The organism is Streptomyces sp. WMMB303 (assembly GCF_029351045.1).
Classification (GTDB): domain Bacteria; phylum Actinomycetota; class Actinomycetes; order Streptomycetales; family Streptomycetaceae; genus Streptomyces.
Genome location: NZ_JARKIN010000001.1, coordinates 537,833 through 552,500, shown reverse-complemented (window position 1 = coordinate 552,500; position 14,668 = coordinate 537,833). Strand labels below are relative to the sequence as shown.

11 protein-coding genes, 2 rRNA genes and 1 riboswitch are annotated in these 14,668 nt (G+C 66.9%); of the genes, 12 read left to right on the top strand and 1 reads right to left on the bottom strand.

Annotated features, from left to right (window positions below; genetic code table 11):
- Positions 1-221 precede the first annotated feature (221 nt).
- The 12 genes from P2424_RS02610 (at position 222) to P2424_RS02555 (ending at position 14,021) form a co-directional block, all read left to right on the top strand.
- Positions 222-3,345: ribosomal RNA gene (locus P2424_RS02610) — 23S ribosomal RNA — on the top strand.
- 104 nt (positions 3,346-3,449) lie between these two features.
- Positions 3,450-3,566 (top strand): 5S ribosomal RNA (rrf, locus tag P2424_RS02605).
- Positions 3,567-3,765: 199 nt separating this feature from the next.
- A complete protein-coding gene (locus P2424_RS02600; RefSeq protein WP_276474180.1) occupies positions 3,766-4,377 on the top strand; it encodes a CDP-alcohol phosphatidyltransferase family protein in 612 nt (203 codons plus the stop codon).
- A gap of 112 nt (positions 4,378-4,489) precedes the next feature.
- Entirely contained in the window at positions 4,490-6,985 is a 2,496-nt protein-coding gene (locus tag P2424_RS02595; protein WP_276474179.1) for a mannose-1-phosphate guanyltransferase, read from the top strand.
- 100 nt (positions 6,986-7,085) lie between these two features.
- Complete coding sequence (locus P2424_RS02590; RefSeq protein WP_276474178.1) at positions 7,086-7,982, top strand: DUF881 domain-containing protein; 897 nt, start codon at positions 7,086-7,088, stop codon at positions 7,980-7,982.
- Positions 7,979-8,311, top strand: coding sequence for a small basic family protein (locus P2424_RS02585; protein ID WP_276474177.1), 333 nt, complete (start codon positions 7,979-7,981; stop codon positions 8,309-8,311). The genes P2424_RS02590 and P2424_RS02585 overlap by 4 nt, the downstream gene beginning before the upstream one ends.
- A gap of 5 nt (positions 8,312-8,316) precedes the next feature.
- Positions 8,317-9,234, top strand: coding sequence for a DUF881 domain-containing protein (locus P2424_RS02580; protein WP_276474176.1), 918 nt, complete (start codon positions 8,317-8,319; stop codon positions 9,232-9,234).
- Between the two features lie 420 nt (positions 9,235-9,654).
- Entirely contained in the window at positions 9,655-10,188 is a 534-nt protein-coding gene (locus P2424_RS30940; protein ID WP_346660059.1) for an FHA domain-containing protein, read from the top strand.
- 18 nt (positions 10,189-10,206) lie between these two features.
- Positions 10,207-10,974 (top strand): MerR family transcriptional regulator, encoded by a 768-nt coding sequence (locus P2424_RS02570; RefSeq protein ID WP_276474175.1) that lies wholly within the window; start codon positions 10,207-10,209, stop codon positions 10,972-10,974.
- A 74-nt stretch (positions 10,975-11,048) separates the two neighbouring features.
- Positions 11,049-11,522: a bifunctional nuclease family protein gene (locus P2424_RS02565; protein ID WP_026004895.1), complete on the top strand. Its 474-nt coding sequence runs from the start codon at positions 11,049-11,051 to the stop codon at positions 11,520-11,522.
- Between the two features lie 243 nt (positions 11,523-11,765).
- On the top strand, positions 11,766-12,410 hold the full coding sequence (locus P2424_RS02560) for a MerR family transcriptional regulator (RefSeq protein WP_276474174.1): 645 nt from the start codon (positions 11,766-11,768) through the stop codon (positions 12,408-12,410).
- A gap of 78 nt (positions 12,411-12,488) precedes the next feature.
- Positions 12,489-14,021 carry a DNA polymerase IV gene (locus P2424_RS02555; protein ID WP_276474173.1) on the top strand — a complete coding sequence of 511 codons (1,533 nt, stop codon included), beginning with the start codon at positions 12,489-12,491 and terminating at the stop codon, positions 14,019-14,021.
- Here the strand turns inward: P2424_RS02555 and P2424_RS02550 are convergent.
- The gene (locus P2424_RS02550) at positions 13,937-14,314 is read right to left on the bottom strand and encodes a PRC-barrel domain-containing protein (RefSeq protein ID WP_276474172.1); all 378 of its coding nucleotides are present in this window, start codon (positions 14,312-14,314) and stop codon (positions 13,937-13,939) included. The genes P2424_RS02555 and P2424_RS02550 overlap by 85 nt on opposite strands.
- A 135-nt stretch (positions 14,315-14,449) precedes the next feature.
- Positions 14,450-14,547: riboswitch (glycine riboswitch) on the top strand.
- The last annotated feature ends 121 nt before the right edge of the window (positions 14,548-14,668 follow it).

Here is a 14,668-nt window from a genome sequence, read left to right as displayed (position 1 = left end):
TATTCGGTCCGGTTGGTTGCCGGTTTTGCTAGTACTGCTTCTTCGGGAGTGTGGAACGTGGAGCTGGTGGCTGGTCGGGCCGGGCGCGCTGTTGGGTGTCTGAGGGCACGGCCGTTGGGTTGTGTTGCTCGAGGCCGGTCCCAGTGAACCAGGGTGTTGTGCTCTGGGTGGTGGGTGGCTGGTTGTTGTTTGAGAACTGCACAGTGGACGCGAGCATCTGTGGCCAAGTTTTTAAGGGCGCACGGTGGATGCCTTGGCACCAGGAACCGATGAAGGACGTGGGAGGCCGCGATAGGCCCCGGGGAGCTGTCAACCGAGCTGTGATCCGGGGGTGTCCGAATGGGGGAACCCGGCAGTCGTCATGGGCTGTCACCTGCCGCTGAATGTATAGGCGGTGTGGAGGGAACGCGGGGAAGTGAAACATCTCAGTACCCGTAGGAAGAGAAAACAACCGTGATTCCGGGAGTAGTGGTGAGCGAAACCGGAGGAGGCTAAACCGTATGTGTGTGAGACCCGGCAGGGGTTGCGCATGCGGGGTTGTGGGATCTCACTTCAATGGTCTGCCGGCTGTTGGACGAGTGAAAAATTGTTGGTGTAGGCGAAGGGCATGCGAAAGGCCCGGCGTAGAGGGTAAGACCCCCGTAGCTGAAATGCCAGCGACTTGTTTGTGGGACTCCCAAGTAGCATGGGGCCCGAGAAATCCTGTGTGAATCTGGCGGGACCACCCGTCAAGCCTAAATATTCCCTGGTGACCGATAGCGGATAGTACCGTGAGGGAATGGTGAAAAGTACCGCGGGAGCGGAGTGAAAGAGTACCTGAAACCGTGTGCCTACAAGCCGTGGGAGCGTCGCGTTGCGTGCTTGCACGTAACGTCGTGACTGCGTGCCTTTTGAAGAATGAGCCTGCGAGTTTGCGGCATGTTGCGAGGTTAACCCGTGTGGGGGAGCCGTAGCGAAAGCGAGTCCGAAGAGGGCGTTTGAGTAGCGTGTTCAAGACCCGAAGCGGAGTGATCTAGCCATGGGCAGGGTGAAGCGCGGGTAAGACCGTGTGGAGGCCCGAACCCACCAGGGTTGAAAACCTGGGGGATGACCTGTGGTTAGGGGTGAAAGGCCAATCAAACTCCGTGATAGCTGGTTCTCCCCGAAATGCATTTAGGTGCAGCGTCGTGTGTTTCTTGCCGGAGGTAGAGCACTGGATAGGCGATGGGCCCTACCGGGTTACTGACCTTAGCCAAACTCCGAATGCCGGTAAGTGAGAGCGCGGCAGTGAGACTGTGGGGGATAAGCTCCATGGTCGAGAGGGAAACAGCCCAGAGCATCGACTAAGGCCCCTAAGCGTGTGCTAAGTGGGAAAGGATGTGGAGTCGCAGAGACAACCAGGAGGTTGGCTTAGAAGCAGCCATCCTTGAAAGAGTGCGTAATAGCTCACTGGTCAAGTGATTCCGCGCCGATAATGTAGCGGGGCTCAAGTACACCGCCGAAGTCGTGTCACTCCAACATGAGGGCTAACGCCTGTTGGGGTGGGTAGGGGAGCGTCGTGTGCCGGGTGAAGCAGCCGTGGAAGCGAGTTGTGGACGGTTCACGAGTGAGAATGCAGGCATGAGTAGCGATACATGCGTGGGAAACGTGTGCGCCGATTGACTAAGGGTTCCTGGGTCAAGCTGATCTGCCCAGGGTAAGTCGGGACCTAAGGCGAGGCCGACAGGCGTAGTCGATGGAGAACCGGTTGATATTCCGGTACCCGCTATGCAGCGTCAGACATCGAATCAGGTGATGCTAAGTCCGTGAAGCCTCCTGGTCTCTTCGGAGTCCGGGTGTGGTGGAGCCGACGGTCCGAGCTTGTAGTAGGTGAGTGATGGGGTGACGCAGTGAGGTAGTCCAGCCCGGGCGATGGTTGTCCCGGGGTAAGGGTGTAGCCCGAGGAGTAGGGAAATCCGTTCCTCGTTACAGGGGTGAGACCTGATGCCGAGCCGTTTGTGGTGAAGTGGATGATCCTGTGCTGTCGAGAAAAGCCTCTAGCGAGTTGTGTGGCGGCCCGTACCCTAAACCGACTCAGGTGGTCTGGTAGAGAATACCGAGGCGTTCGGGTGAACTATGGTTAAGGAACTCGGCAAAATGCCCCCGTAACTTCGGGAGAAGGGGGGCCATGTCTGGTGAGGGCACGTGCTGTCTGAGCTGGGTGTGGCCGCAGAGACCAGCGAGAAGCGACTGTTTACTAAAAACACAGGTCCGTGCGAAGCCGTAAGGCGAGGTATACGGACTGACGCCTGCCCGGTGCTGGAACGTTAAGGGGACCGGTTAGTCACATTTCGGTGTGGTGAAGCTGAGAACTTAAGCGCCAGTAAACGGCGGTGGTAACTATAACCATCCTAAGGTAGCGAAATTCCTTGTCGGGTAAGTTCCGACCTGCACGAATGGCGTAACGACTTCTTGACTGTCTCAACCATAGGCCCGGTGAAATTGCACTACGAGTAAAGATGCTCGTTTCGCGCAGCAGGACGGAAAGACCCCGGGACCTTTACTACAGCTTGATATTGGTGTTCGGTTCGGCTTGTGTAGGATAGGTGGGAGACTGTGATACGGACACGCCAGTGTTCGTGGAGTCGTTGTTGAAATACCACTCTGGTCGTGCTGGATGTCTAACCTGGGTCCGTGATCCGGATCGGGGACAGTGTCTGGTGGGTAGTTTAACTGGGGCGGTTGCCTCCTAAAGAGTAACGGAGGCGCCCAAAGGTTCCCTCAGCCTGGTTGGTCATCAGGTGGTGAGTGTAAGTGCACAAGGGAGCTTGACTGTGAGACTGACGGGTCGAGCAGGGACGAAAGTCGGGACTAGTGATCCGGCGGTGGCTTGTGGAAGCGCCGTCGCTCAACGGATAAAAGGTACCCCGGGGATAACAGGCTGATCTTCCCCAAGAGTCCATATCGACGGGATGGTTTGGCACCTCGATGTCGGCTCGTCGCATCCTGGGGCTGGAGTCGGTCCCAAGGGTTGGGCTGTTCGCCCATTAAAGCGGTACGCGAGCTGGGTTTAGAACGTCGTGAGACAGTTCGGTCCCTATCCGCTGCGCGCGTAGGAGTCTTGAGAAGGGCTGTCCCTAGTACGAGAGGACCGGGACGGACGGACCTCTGGTGTGCCAGTTGTTCTGCCAAGGGCATGGCTGGTTGGCTACGTTCGGGAAGGATAACCGCTGAAAGCATCTAAGCGGGAAGCCTGCTTCGAGATGAGGACTCCCACCCCCTTTGAGGGGTTAAGGCTCCCTGGAGATGACGGGGTTGATAGGCCGGATCTGGAAGCACGGTAACGTGTGGAGGTGACCGGTACTAATAGGCCGAGGGCTTGTCCATAGAGGCTCGCGTCCACTGTGTCGGTTCTGAGACAACAACCGTGCAAGCACCATCCCCGTGTTGTCGGGTGGGTGTTGTGCTGCTGGTTGTGTGTTTCACCGTGTTTCGGTGGTCATAGCGTGAGGGAAACGCCCGGTCACATTCCGAACCCGGAAGCTAAGCCTTTCAGCGCCGATGGTACTGCATGCGGGAGCGTGTGGGAGAGTAGGACGCCGCCGAACAATTCTTGATATGGGCCCCGCCGACATGGTCGGCGGGGCCCATATGCGTATCCGGCCGGCTCGTATTCCGGCCCACCGGTCGCCGACTGGTGGTGTCGGGATACCTTCCCGCTTTCCGCTGCCCCCCTGCACGCTCCGCGAGCGGCGCCGGGTAGGGTCGGGGGGTAGCGTCGGCATGTCTTGTTGAGGAGGCCCACGGGTGGAGGTCCAGGAGACGCGGGTCCAGACGGATCGAGTCCTCACCATCCCGAACCTCCTCAGCATGGCTCGCCTGGTGGGCGTCCCCGTTTTCCTGTGGCTGATCCTCTGGCCCGAGTTCGGAGGCCCCAACTGCGATCTGTGGGCATTGCTCGTGCTTGCCGCGAGCGGTATCACCGACTACCTGGACGGGAAACTGGCCCGCAGGTGGAATCAGATCAGCAGCCTCGGCCGCATTCTCGACCCGGCCGCCGACCGCCTCTACATCCTCTCCACCCTCGTGGGTCTGACCTGGCGGGAGATCCTGCCGCTGTGGCTCACCGCCACACTGCTGGCCCGTGAGCTGCTGCTGCTGGTCATGGTCTGGGTGCTGGACCGGCACGGCTACGCCCCGCCGCAGGTCAACTTCCTGGGCAAGGCCGCGACCTTCAATCTGATGTACGCCTTCCCCCTGCTGCTGCTCAGTGACGGAAGTGGCTGGGTTTCGTCACTCGCGGCGATTTTCGGATGGGCCTTCGCCGGATGGGGTACTGCTCTGTACTGGTGGGCAGGGATCCTCTACGTGGTCCAGGTCCGCCGTCTGATCAGGGTGGACGCCGCGACGACGGGGTGAATCCCGCCTTTCTCGTTTCGGAGGCCGGTTGCCCTGATTGCGCCTTTGTAGGTCATCCTGGAGGGGTCATGGTCGGGGTGACCGTCGTCTGTGCAAGGAGGACGCTTCCGATATGAAGGCCGTCGTGATGGCCGGCGGCGAGGGCACGCGCCTTCGCCCGATGACCGCGAGCATGCCCAAGCCGCTCCTGCCGGTGGTGAACAAGCCGATCATGGAGCACGTGCTGAAGCTGCTCAAGCGGCACGGGCTCACCGAGACCGTCGTGACCGTGCAATTCCTGGCCTCACTGGTCAAGAACTATTTCGGTGACGGTGAAGATCTCGGGATGGAGCTCACCTACGCCAACGAGGAGAAGCCGCTGGGGACGGCCGGCAGCGTCAAGAACGCAGAGGAAGCGCTGCGGGACGATTCGTTCCTCGTCATCTCCGGCGATGCGCTCACCGACTTCGATCTCACCGATCTCATCCGGTTCCACAAGGAACGCGGCGCGATGGTCACCGTCTGCCTGACGAGGGTGCCGAATCCGCTGGAATTCGGTATCACCATCGTGGACGACGACGGCAAGGTCGAAAGGTTCCTCGAGAAGCCGACCTGGGGGCAAGTCTTCTCGGACACCGTGAACACCGGGATCTATGTGATGGAGCCCGAGGTGTTCGACTATGTCGAGCCCGACGTGCCCGTGGACTGGTCCGGCGATGTCTTCCCGCAGCTCATGAAGGAAGGCAAGCCGATCTACGGCTACATCGCGGAGGGCTACTGGGAGGACGTCGGCACCCACGAGAGCTATGTGAAGGCCCAGGCCGACGTCCTCGAGGGCAAGGTCGAGGCGGAACGGGACGGATTCGAGATCTCGCCCGGGGTCTGGGTGGACGAGGGCGCCGAGGTCCATCCGGACGCGGTGCTGCGCGGGCCGCTCTACATCGGCGACTACGCGAAGGTCGAGGCGGGCGCGGAGATCCGCGAGCACTCCGTCGTCGGCTCGAACGTGGTCGTCAAGAGCGGCGCCTTCCTGCACCGGGCCGTGGTGCACAACAACGTGTACATCGGCCCGCAGAGCAACCTCCGCGGCTGCGTCATCGGGAAGAACACCGACATCATGCGTGCCTCCCGGGTCGATGACGGCGCCGTGGTCGGAGACGAGTGCCTGATCGGCGAGGAGTCGATCGTCCAGGGCAACGTCCGGGTCTATCCGTTCAAGACGATCGAGGCCGGTGCGTTCGTCAACACCTCCGTCATCTGGGAGTCCCGGAGCCAGGCGCATCTGTTCGGCGCCCGCGGCGTCTCCGGGATCCTGAACGTGGAGATCACCCCGGAGCTGGCGGTGCGGCTGGCCGGCGCCTACGCGACGACGCTCAAGAAGGGCTCCACAGTCTGCACCGCCCGGGACCACTCCCGCGGTGCCCGTGCCCTCAAGCGGGCCATCATCTCCGCGCTCCAGGCCAGCGCCATCGATGTGCGCGACCTGGAGAACGTGCCGCTTCCGGTGGCCCGGCAGCAGACGGCACGGGGCAGCGCCGGCGGCATCATGATCCGTACGACGCCCGGTGTCCCGGACTCCGTGGACATCATGTTCATGGACGAGCGGGGTGCCGAACTCTCCCAGGCCGCGCAGCGCAAGCTCGACCGCGTCTATGCGCGTCAGGAGTACCGCAGGGCCTTCCCGGGCGAGATCGGTGACCTCAGCTTCCCCTCCAGCGTCTACGACTCGTACACCGGCTCACTGCTGCGCGCCGTGGACACGACCGGGGTCACGGAGGCCGGACTGAAGGTCGTCGTCGACGCCTCGAACGGCAGCTCGGGGCTGGTGCTGCCGAGCCTGCTGGGACGCCTGGGGGTCGACTCGCTGACCATCAACCCCGGGCTGGACGAGTCGCGTCCGACCGAGACGGCGGAGAGCCGCCGGGCCGGGCTGGTGCGGCTCGGTGAGATCGTGGCCTCGGCCCGCGCGGCCTTCGGGGTGCGGTTCGATCCGGTGGGGGAGCGCATCTCGCTGGTGGACGAGCACGGCAGGATCGTGGAGGACGACCGGGCACTGCTGGTGATGCTCGATCTGGTCGCCGCCGAGCGGCGCAGCGGCCGTGTGGCGCTGCCGGTGACCACGACCCGGATCGCCGAGCAGGTGGCCGCTTACCACGGCACGCAGGTCGAGTGGACGACCACCTCTCCCGGCGATCTCACCAGGGTCAGCCGGGAGGACGGCGCCGTCTTCGGCGGAGACGGCAGGGGCGGTTTCGTCGTACCGGAGTTCAGCTCGGTCTTCGACGGCGCCGCAGCGTTCGTGCGGCTGATCGGTCTGGTCGCGCGTACGCAGCTCACCCTCAGCCAGATCGACGCGCGGATCCCGCGGGCGCACGTCAGCCGTCGCGATCTGGCAACCCCTTGGGCGGTGAAGGGCCTTGTGATGCGCACGGTGGTGGAGGCGGCGGGAGACCGCTCCGTGGACACCACCGACGGAGTGCGGGTCGTGGAGTCCGACGGCCGCTGGGTGATGGTGCTGCCCGACCCGGCGGAGGCCGTCACCCATCTGTGGGCGGAAGGCCCGGACGAGACCTCGGCGCAGGCACTGTTGGACGAATGGGCCGCGGTGGTCGACCGCGCGGGCCACTGACCGCGCGGCGGGACTCGCCCTTGTCGGGGCAAGTCCCGCCGCACGGTGTGTGCGTGGGGGCATTCGGCGGCACGGGCCTCCACGTGCGACGATGTGCGGCATGTCGCAGCAGCCCACCCGGAGCACCGCACCGCGTGCCTCGCGGCCCGATGCCTCCATGTCGCTGCTGACCAATGTGATGGAGCACAGCCTCGACGACGGCTACGCGGAGGCAGTGGCCCGGCGGGGCGAGGTCGGCCGCTCGCACATGCCCCGCACTCTCCGGGCCAAGCTGGGCCTGGCGGTCGGACTGGTGCTCGCCGCCCTGGTGGTGACCGTGGGAGCTGCCCAGGCGCAGATTTCGGCGCCGAGCATCGCCAAGGAGAAGCAGGAGCTCATCGAGCGGATCGAGGCGGGCGGCCGCCAGGCCGACGAGCTCCAGCAGGACGTCGACAAGCTGCGTGCCTCGGTGGAGCGGAAGCAGCGGCAGGCGTTGGAGAAGCACGGCGGTGAACGGGGGAAGACCACGGTGCTGCTGTCCGGCGCCACCCCGGTCGAGGGCCCTGGCCTCAAGCTCGTGGTGGACGACGCAGCGGACACCGAGTCCCAGGGCGGCGACGGACCACGCAAGACCGACGGGTTCTCCGACACGGGCCGCATCCGCGACCGGGACCTGCAGCGGGTCGTCAACGGACTGTGGGCGGCGGGTGCCGAAGCGATCTCGATCAACGATCAGCGGCTCACGTCGCGCTCCGCCATCCGTGCGGCGGGTGATGCGATCCTGGTGGACAACAAGCCGCTCGTCCCGCCCTACACGCTGCTGGCGATCGGTCCCGGCAAGCAGCTCTCCCGGACCTTCCAGGACAGCGTCGACGGTCAGTACCTCTATGTCCTGCACAAGGACTACGGTGCCAGGACCAGCATTTCCGTCCAGGACGAGGTGCGGCTGCCGGCCGCGCCGAGTCTGATTCTGAGAACCGCGAAACCTGTGCGGACAGGGAAGGGCAGCACATCGTGATCGCCGTACTGGGCCTCATCGTGGGAGTCGTGGCCGGACTCGTCGTCCGGCCCGTGGTGCCGCTGGCGGTTGAACCGTATCTGCCCATCGCCGTCGTCGCCGCGCTCGATGCGGTCTTCGGCGGCTTGCGCGCCATGCTGGACGGCATCTTCGACGACAAGGTCTTCGTGGTCTCGTTCCTCTCGAACGTGGTGGTGGCTGCACTGATCGTCTTCCTCGGCGACAAGCTCGGGGTCGGCGCACAGCTGTCCACCGGTGTGGTTGTCGTCCTCGGTATTCGGATCTTCTCCAACGCGGCCGCCATCCGGCGGCATGTGTTCCGGGCGTGAGGCCGATGAGCGACGAGAACCGGCCCGAAGACGGCCTTCCCCCCAAGCGCGAGCTTCCCGCGGAGCGTCCGGTCTCTTCCGGGCAGGAGCCGCCCCGACAGGAGCCGCCCAGCCGGGAGTCTCCCGGACGGGAGCCGTCCGGTCAGGAGTCGCCCGTGGGAGCGGCGCCGGAGGCCGGGAAGGGTGACGGCGGCGGCGCGAAGCTGACGGGACGGCAACGCCTCGCCCAGGCCGTGTGGCCCCCGCGGGTGACGCGCGCCCAATTGATCGTCGCGCTGCTGCTCTTCGTCCTCGGTCTCGGCCTGGCGATCCAGGTCCGCTCGACCAGCGAGAACAGCGCACTGCGCGGTGCGCGCCGCGAGGACCTCGTCCGCATCCTCGACGAGCTCGACAACCGCACCAAGCGGCTGGAGGAGGAGAAGCGGAAGCTGGACGGGCAGCGCACGGAGCTGGAGACCTCCTCCGACCAGGCCGAGGAGGCGCGGAAGCAGACCAGGGAGAAGGAAGCCCAACTCGGGGTGCTGGCCGGTACCGTGGCGGCCGAGGGGCCCGGTATCCATATGAAGATCAACGATCGTACGGGCGCCGCGGATGCGGATACGCTGCTGGACGCGGTCCAGGAGCTGCGGGCCGCCGGCGCCGAGGCCATGGAGATCAACGGGGTGCGTGTGGTGGCCAGCACGCATTTCACCGACAGCGGCGGCAGAGTCAGTGTGGACGGGCATAGGATCGAGCAGCCTTACCGCTTCGAGGTCATCGGCAAGCCCGCCGACCTGGAACCGGCGTTGAACATCCCCGGCGGGGTCGTGCAGACGCTGAAGAACAAGCAGGCCACCGTGGAGGTGACCCGCTCGGGGAAGATCACTGTGGACGCCTTGCGGCAGGTGAAGCGGCCTGACTACGCTCGGTCGTCATCGCAGTGAGATGGTGATAGGAGTTTCGGGGGGTCGGCGGGCAGGTTGAGCACCGAGTGGTGGAAACTGTCTGTGGGTCACGGACGTTGTTCGGGCGTTGAGTGTGACCAATGAGAGCATCGAGGGTCTGTCCTGCCCCACGGGCGGGTCTGTTTCGTGCGAGGGGAATCGCCCGTGAGTTTTTTTGCGAAGTTGTTCGGCAAGGGTCGCCGGGGCGGTGACTCGGGTACCGCGCGCCATCGCGCCCCCCAGGGGCCGGACGCGGGGAGGCCGGAGGACGGCACCGACCGCCCGCTGTTCCGGGACGAGGTGGCCGGGTCCGGTGGAGGTAATTCGGGTGGTCACGGCCCGGTTTCTGTTGACCCCGGTACTCAGGGCCGCATAGGTTCCCAGGCACCGCCTACCTCGGAATCGGGTGGAGGTTCTGCCTTGCCGGTCTGTAACAGGTGTGGTGCCCGCGTCGCCGAAGCGAGCCGGTTCTGCTCCAACTGTGGTGCCCCGCTGCGCGGCGGAGCGCCGGCGGAGGGTGCGTCCGAGACGACGTCGACGATCTCCATCTCCGGGCTGGAAGCGTACGACTCGGAGTCCACCGGCCAGCACGCCTCTCCGGTGCTGCCGCCCGAGGCGCAGTCCGCCGTGGACGCGCTGCCCATGGGTTCGGCGCTGCTGATCGTGCGGCGGGGACCGAACTCGGGCAGCAGGTTCCTGCTCGACGGGGACCTGACGACTGCCGGGCGCCACCCGGAGAGCGACATCTTCCTGGACGACGTGACCGTCTCGCGCCGCCACGTGGAGTTCCGGCGGGGCTCCGACGGCGTCTTCACCGTCGCCGACGTCGGCAGCCTGAACGGCACCTACGTCAACCGGGAGCGGATCGAGACCGCCGTGCCGCTCGGGAACGGCGACGAGGTGCAGATCGGGAAGTACCGGCTCGTCTTCTACGCGAGCCAGCACGCCGTCTGATTCCCGACAGGGAGGCTCATGCCGCACAATCCGTCCGGCGGTGCCCGTACGGGCACCGCCACCGGTCCGCAGCGCGGTCCGCTGAGCATCGGCGCCGTGCTGCGTGCCCTCCGCGCGGAGTTTCCCGAGCTCACCGTGGCCAGGATCCGGTTTCTGGAAGCGGAGGGGCTGGTGGAGCCGGCCCGCTCGCCGTCCGGTGGCCGCCGGTTCCGGGACGCGGATGTGGAGCGGCTGGTTCAGGTGCTGCGGCTGCAGCGCGACGACTGCCTTTCCTTGCGTGCCATCAGGGAGCACCTGGCGGTGCCCGGCCGGGGCGCTCCTCCTCGGGCGGTGCCGGTGGCTGCTCCGCGCCGCGGCGAGCCCGGGAGGATGTCCGCACCCGAGTCCGGGACGGAGCTCGCGGTCTCCGCTGCCCGTACCGGGCGCCGGGAGCTGCTCGGGTCCGCGGGTGTGCGGGAGGAGGAACTGGCCGAGTGGGAGGAGTACGGGCTGCTCGGGCCGGCCGAGGACGGTACCTACCGGCTTGCCGACGTGGCCGTGGCCCGGCTGGTGGCCCGGCTCGGACGGCACGGGGTGGAGGCGCGGCACCTGCGGTCCGTGAAGGCCGCCGCCGACCGGCAGCTCGCCCTGGCCGAGCAGCGCGTCGCACCGCTGCGGCGCCATCCGGACCAGCGGACCCGGTCGGGTGCCGAGAGCACGGCCGAGGAGCTGGCCGATCTCTCCGTGCGGCTCTACGGGGCCTTCATGACCTCCGGGGCGCTTGCGGACCGCACACGGTGTGACTGAATCAGCACACGGATGCCGGTGCCGGACGGCTGCCCGACTACCCAAACAGGCGCGGCACGGCCTAGGGTTGCTGTGTGAATGAGCTCGACGTCGTGGGTGTCCGGGTGGAAATGCCCACCAACCAACCGATCGTGCTCCTGCGAGAAGTGGGAGGCGACCGCTACCTCCCCATTTGGATCGGCCCTGGGGAGGCGACCGCGATCGCCTTCGCGCAGCAGGGCATGACCCCCGCACGCCCACTCACCCATGACCTGTTCAAGGACGTCCTGGAAGCAGTGGGTCAGGAGCTGACCGCGGTCCGCATCGTGGATCTGCGGGAAGGCGTGTTCTACGCGGAGCTGGTCTTCGCCAGCGGAGTGGAAGTCAGTGCCCGTCCGTCCGACGCCATAGCGCTCGCCCTGCGCACCGGAACGCCGATCTACGGCAGCGACGGTGTGCTGGACGACGCGGGGATCGCGATCCCGGACGAGCAGGAGGACGAGGTGGAGAAATTCCGCGAGTTCCTCGACCAGATCTCCCCGGAGGACTTCGGCACCAGCAGCCAGTGATGCTCCGTCGATAGGCAGCCGCGGCCGGCGCTCCCGGCCGGGGCCGGAGAGGGGTGCGCGCCGGGCGTGGTCCACAGGGCATCCGGCCAGCCTTTCCCCGTCTCCGGGCACGCGAAACCACTCTCCCGGGCACTATCACTCGCCGTGCCGAGTGTGGCGATCATTGACGCACTCGGAGTGACTGCCTACCTTCATGTGGGCAGGTTCCGGGGGTGACCCGGGATGTGAAGGACGGAGGTCGGCGTGACAAGCACCGGCGGCGAAGGTACGGCGGCTGGCGACTCGTCCCTACTCGGCGGCCCGGTTCCGGCCTCCGGCCAGGAGGCGCCCCCGGGGCGGCCGTGCCCCGCGTCGTCCCCGACGGGTGCCGTCGGCCCGGTCGGCGACGCTCTCTCGGAGCAGGTCGGCTACCGCGGCCCCACTGCCTGCTCGGCGGCCGGGATCACCTACCGGCAGCTCGACTACTGGGCCCGGACCGGACTGGTGGAGCCCAGCATCCGCCCCGCCTACGGCTCGGGCAGCCAGCGTCTCTACAGCTTCCGGGACATCGTCGTTCTCAAGATCGTCAAGCGGTTGCTGGACACCGGCGTCTCGCTGCAGAACATCCGCGCGGCCGTCCGGCACCTGCGTTCCGGAGGCCGCACCGACCTGGCGCGGATGACGCTGATGAGCGACGGGGCCACGGTCTACGAGTGCTCCTCGCCCGACGAGGTCGTCGATCTTCTGCAGGGTGGCCAGGGCGTCTTCGGAATCGCTGTCGGAGTCGTCTGGAAGGACGTCGAGGGGGCGCTCTCCCGGCTGCACGGGGAGCGTGTCGACACCGGTGAGACGCTCGTGCGGGACCATCCCGAGGACGAGCTCGCCCGGCGCCGCAACCGCGCCGGTTAGCGGCCCCGCGCCCCGTCGGCGCAGCCGCCGGGCACGCCGCCGCCGGGGAATGTCAGTGGCGTACGGCAGCATCGCGGTGTGAGGACCCAGCCGACCATCCTGCATCTGGACATGGATGCCTTCTTCGCCGCGGTGGAGCAGGCGTCCAAGCCCAGCCTGCGCGGGAAGCCGGTCGTGGTCGGCGGTCTCGGGCCCCGCGGGGTGGTCTCGACCGCCTCCTACGAGGCCCGGCGCTTCGGGGTGCACTCCGCGATGCCCACGGCACAGGCGAGGCGGCTGGCACCGAACGCGGCGTATCTGGGTGCCCGGTTCGGGCTCTACCGCGCGGTCAGCGACGTGGTGATGGAGCTGCTGCACGCCCTCTCGCCGCTGGTGGAGCCGCTGAGCCTCGACGAGGCGTTCGTGGATCTGGAGGCCGGGGAGGCCCTGGAAGGGGCGCAGGGCGGCGCTGAGGGGGCGCGGGAGGTCGGTGAGCGGCTGCGGCGGGACATCAGAACAGCGACGGGGCTGACCGGCTCGGTGGGGCTCGCGGGGTCCAAGATGCTGGCGAAGATCGCCTCGGAGCAGGCCAAACCGGACGGTCTGGTGCTCATCCCGGTGGGCACCGAGCGGGGAATGCTGGCTCCGCTGTCCGTGCGGACCCTGCCCGGGATCGGGCCGGCCACCGCGGAGGTGCTGCGCAGGGCGGGGATCAGCACCGTGGGCGAGATCGTGGAGGTCGGCGAGGACGAGCTGCTGCGGCTGCTCGGAAGGGCGCACGGCACTTCGGTCCACGCGATGGCGCACGGGGTCGACGACCGCCCTGTGGTGGCCGAGCGGGACGCCAAATCGGTCTCTGTCGAGGACACCTACGACGTCGATCTCACCGACCGCACGCGGGTCCGGCTGGAGGTGGAGCGGCTGGCCGGGCGCTGTGTGACGCGTCTGCGTGCGGCCGGGCGGTCGGGCCGCACGGTCGTCATCAAGGTGCGCAGCTACGACTTCTCCACCCTCACCAGGTCCGAGACGCTCCGGGGCCCCACCGACGACGCCGGCGTCGTGCGGGAGGCGGCGCTGCGGCTGCTGGACGGGGTGGACACCACGGCCGGTGTGCGGCTGCTCGGGGTAGGCGTCAGCGGGCTCGCCGACTTCACCCAGGAGGATCTGTTCGCGCAGGCCCAGGCCGCCCAGGGGCAGGCGGCCGTCCCTCAGGCCGGTGCCGAGACCGGGGCAGGCGGCCCGGCGGATCCGGAGCGGGACGCCGAGGAGCTGTCCGGGGTCCCGGTGGCCGGAGAGGCCGCGCCCGCCGTCGAGGAGCCGGGCGCGGCGGTGCCGGCCGACCGGCGCTGGATCCCCGGCCGGGATGTGCGCCATGCCGTCCACGGGCGGGGCTGGGTGCAGGGCAGCGGCGTCGGGAAGGTCACCGTCCGGTTCGAGGAGCCGGACTCGGCACCCGGCCGGGTGCGTACCTTCTCCGTGGACGATCCGCAACTGGAGACCGCCGATCCGGTCATGCTGGGCGCGGGGATCGCCGGCCTCGCCGCGGATCAGTCCCCGGCGCCGGCTATCCGTCCGAAGTCCCGGTCCGGGGGCGGCGACGACTCTCCGCCGACGGGCACATCGAGCCCGTAGTGGTGGTAGAGCTCCAGCTCCTGCTGCGGGGAGAGGTGGCGGCCGACGCCGAAATCGGGGGCGCTCTTGATCAGAGCCCGCTCGAACGGGACGCGCAGTCCCCTCTCGTCCAGGTCGGAGGGCTCCAGGGGGACGAAGGCGTCACGGCTGAAGAGGCCCGTGCGCAGGGCGGCCCACTCCGGGTCACCTGTGGCGTCGTCGAGGTACACCTCGTCCACGGTGCCGATCTTGGCTCCTGCACGGTCGAACGCCTTGCGGCCGATCAGGCTTCGCGGATCTGTTCCGGTCTGCACGGGGCTCCTCCACCAGGGTCGCGACACACTGTTTCTACGCGTACTCACCACGAAACGGCACTTTTCGACTATTGGCCACTCGGGCGCACGCCGGGTTACCACGCGAGGGGGCGCTGATACTCTCGAGGTGGCTGTCGACCCCGTGCGGGAGAGTCCTCCGGTGCAGTTTCCGGAGGCGCCGAAGGAGCAACTCCTCCCCGGAATCTCTCAGGCTCACGTACCGTGCGGACGAGGTCACTCTGGAAAGCAGGGCGGGCCCGGACCAGCACACCGAAGCCCTCCCTCACCGACGGTGTAAGCCGAGCGTCCGGCACGTGGCTCGGTGAAACTCTCAGGTCAGATGACAGAGGGGGA

Coding starts and splice junctions, on each gene's coding strand:
- P2424_RS02590 (WP_276474178.1), top strand. CDS start 7,086: ATGTCGCAGCAGCCCACCCGGAGCACCGCACCGCGTGCCTCGCGGCCC.
- P2424_RS02570 (WP_276474175.1), top strand. CDS start 10,207: ATGCCGCACAATCCGTCCGGCGGTGCCCGTACGGGCACCGCCACCGGT.
- P2424_RS02580 (WP_276474176.1), top strand. CDS start 8,317: ATGAGCGACGAGAACCGGCCCGAAGACGGCCTTCCCCCCAAGCGCGAG.
- P2424_RS02595 (WP_276474179.1), top strand. CDS start 4,490: ATGAAGGCCGTCGTGATGGCCGGCGGCGAGGGCACGCGCCTTCGCCCG.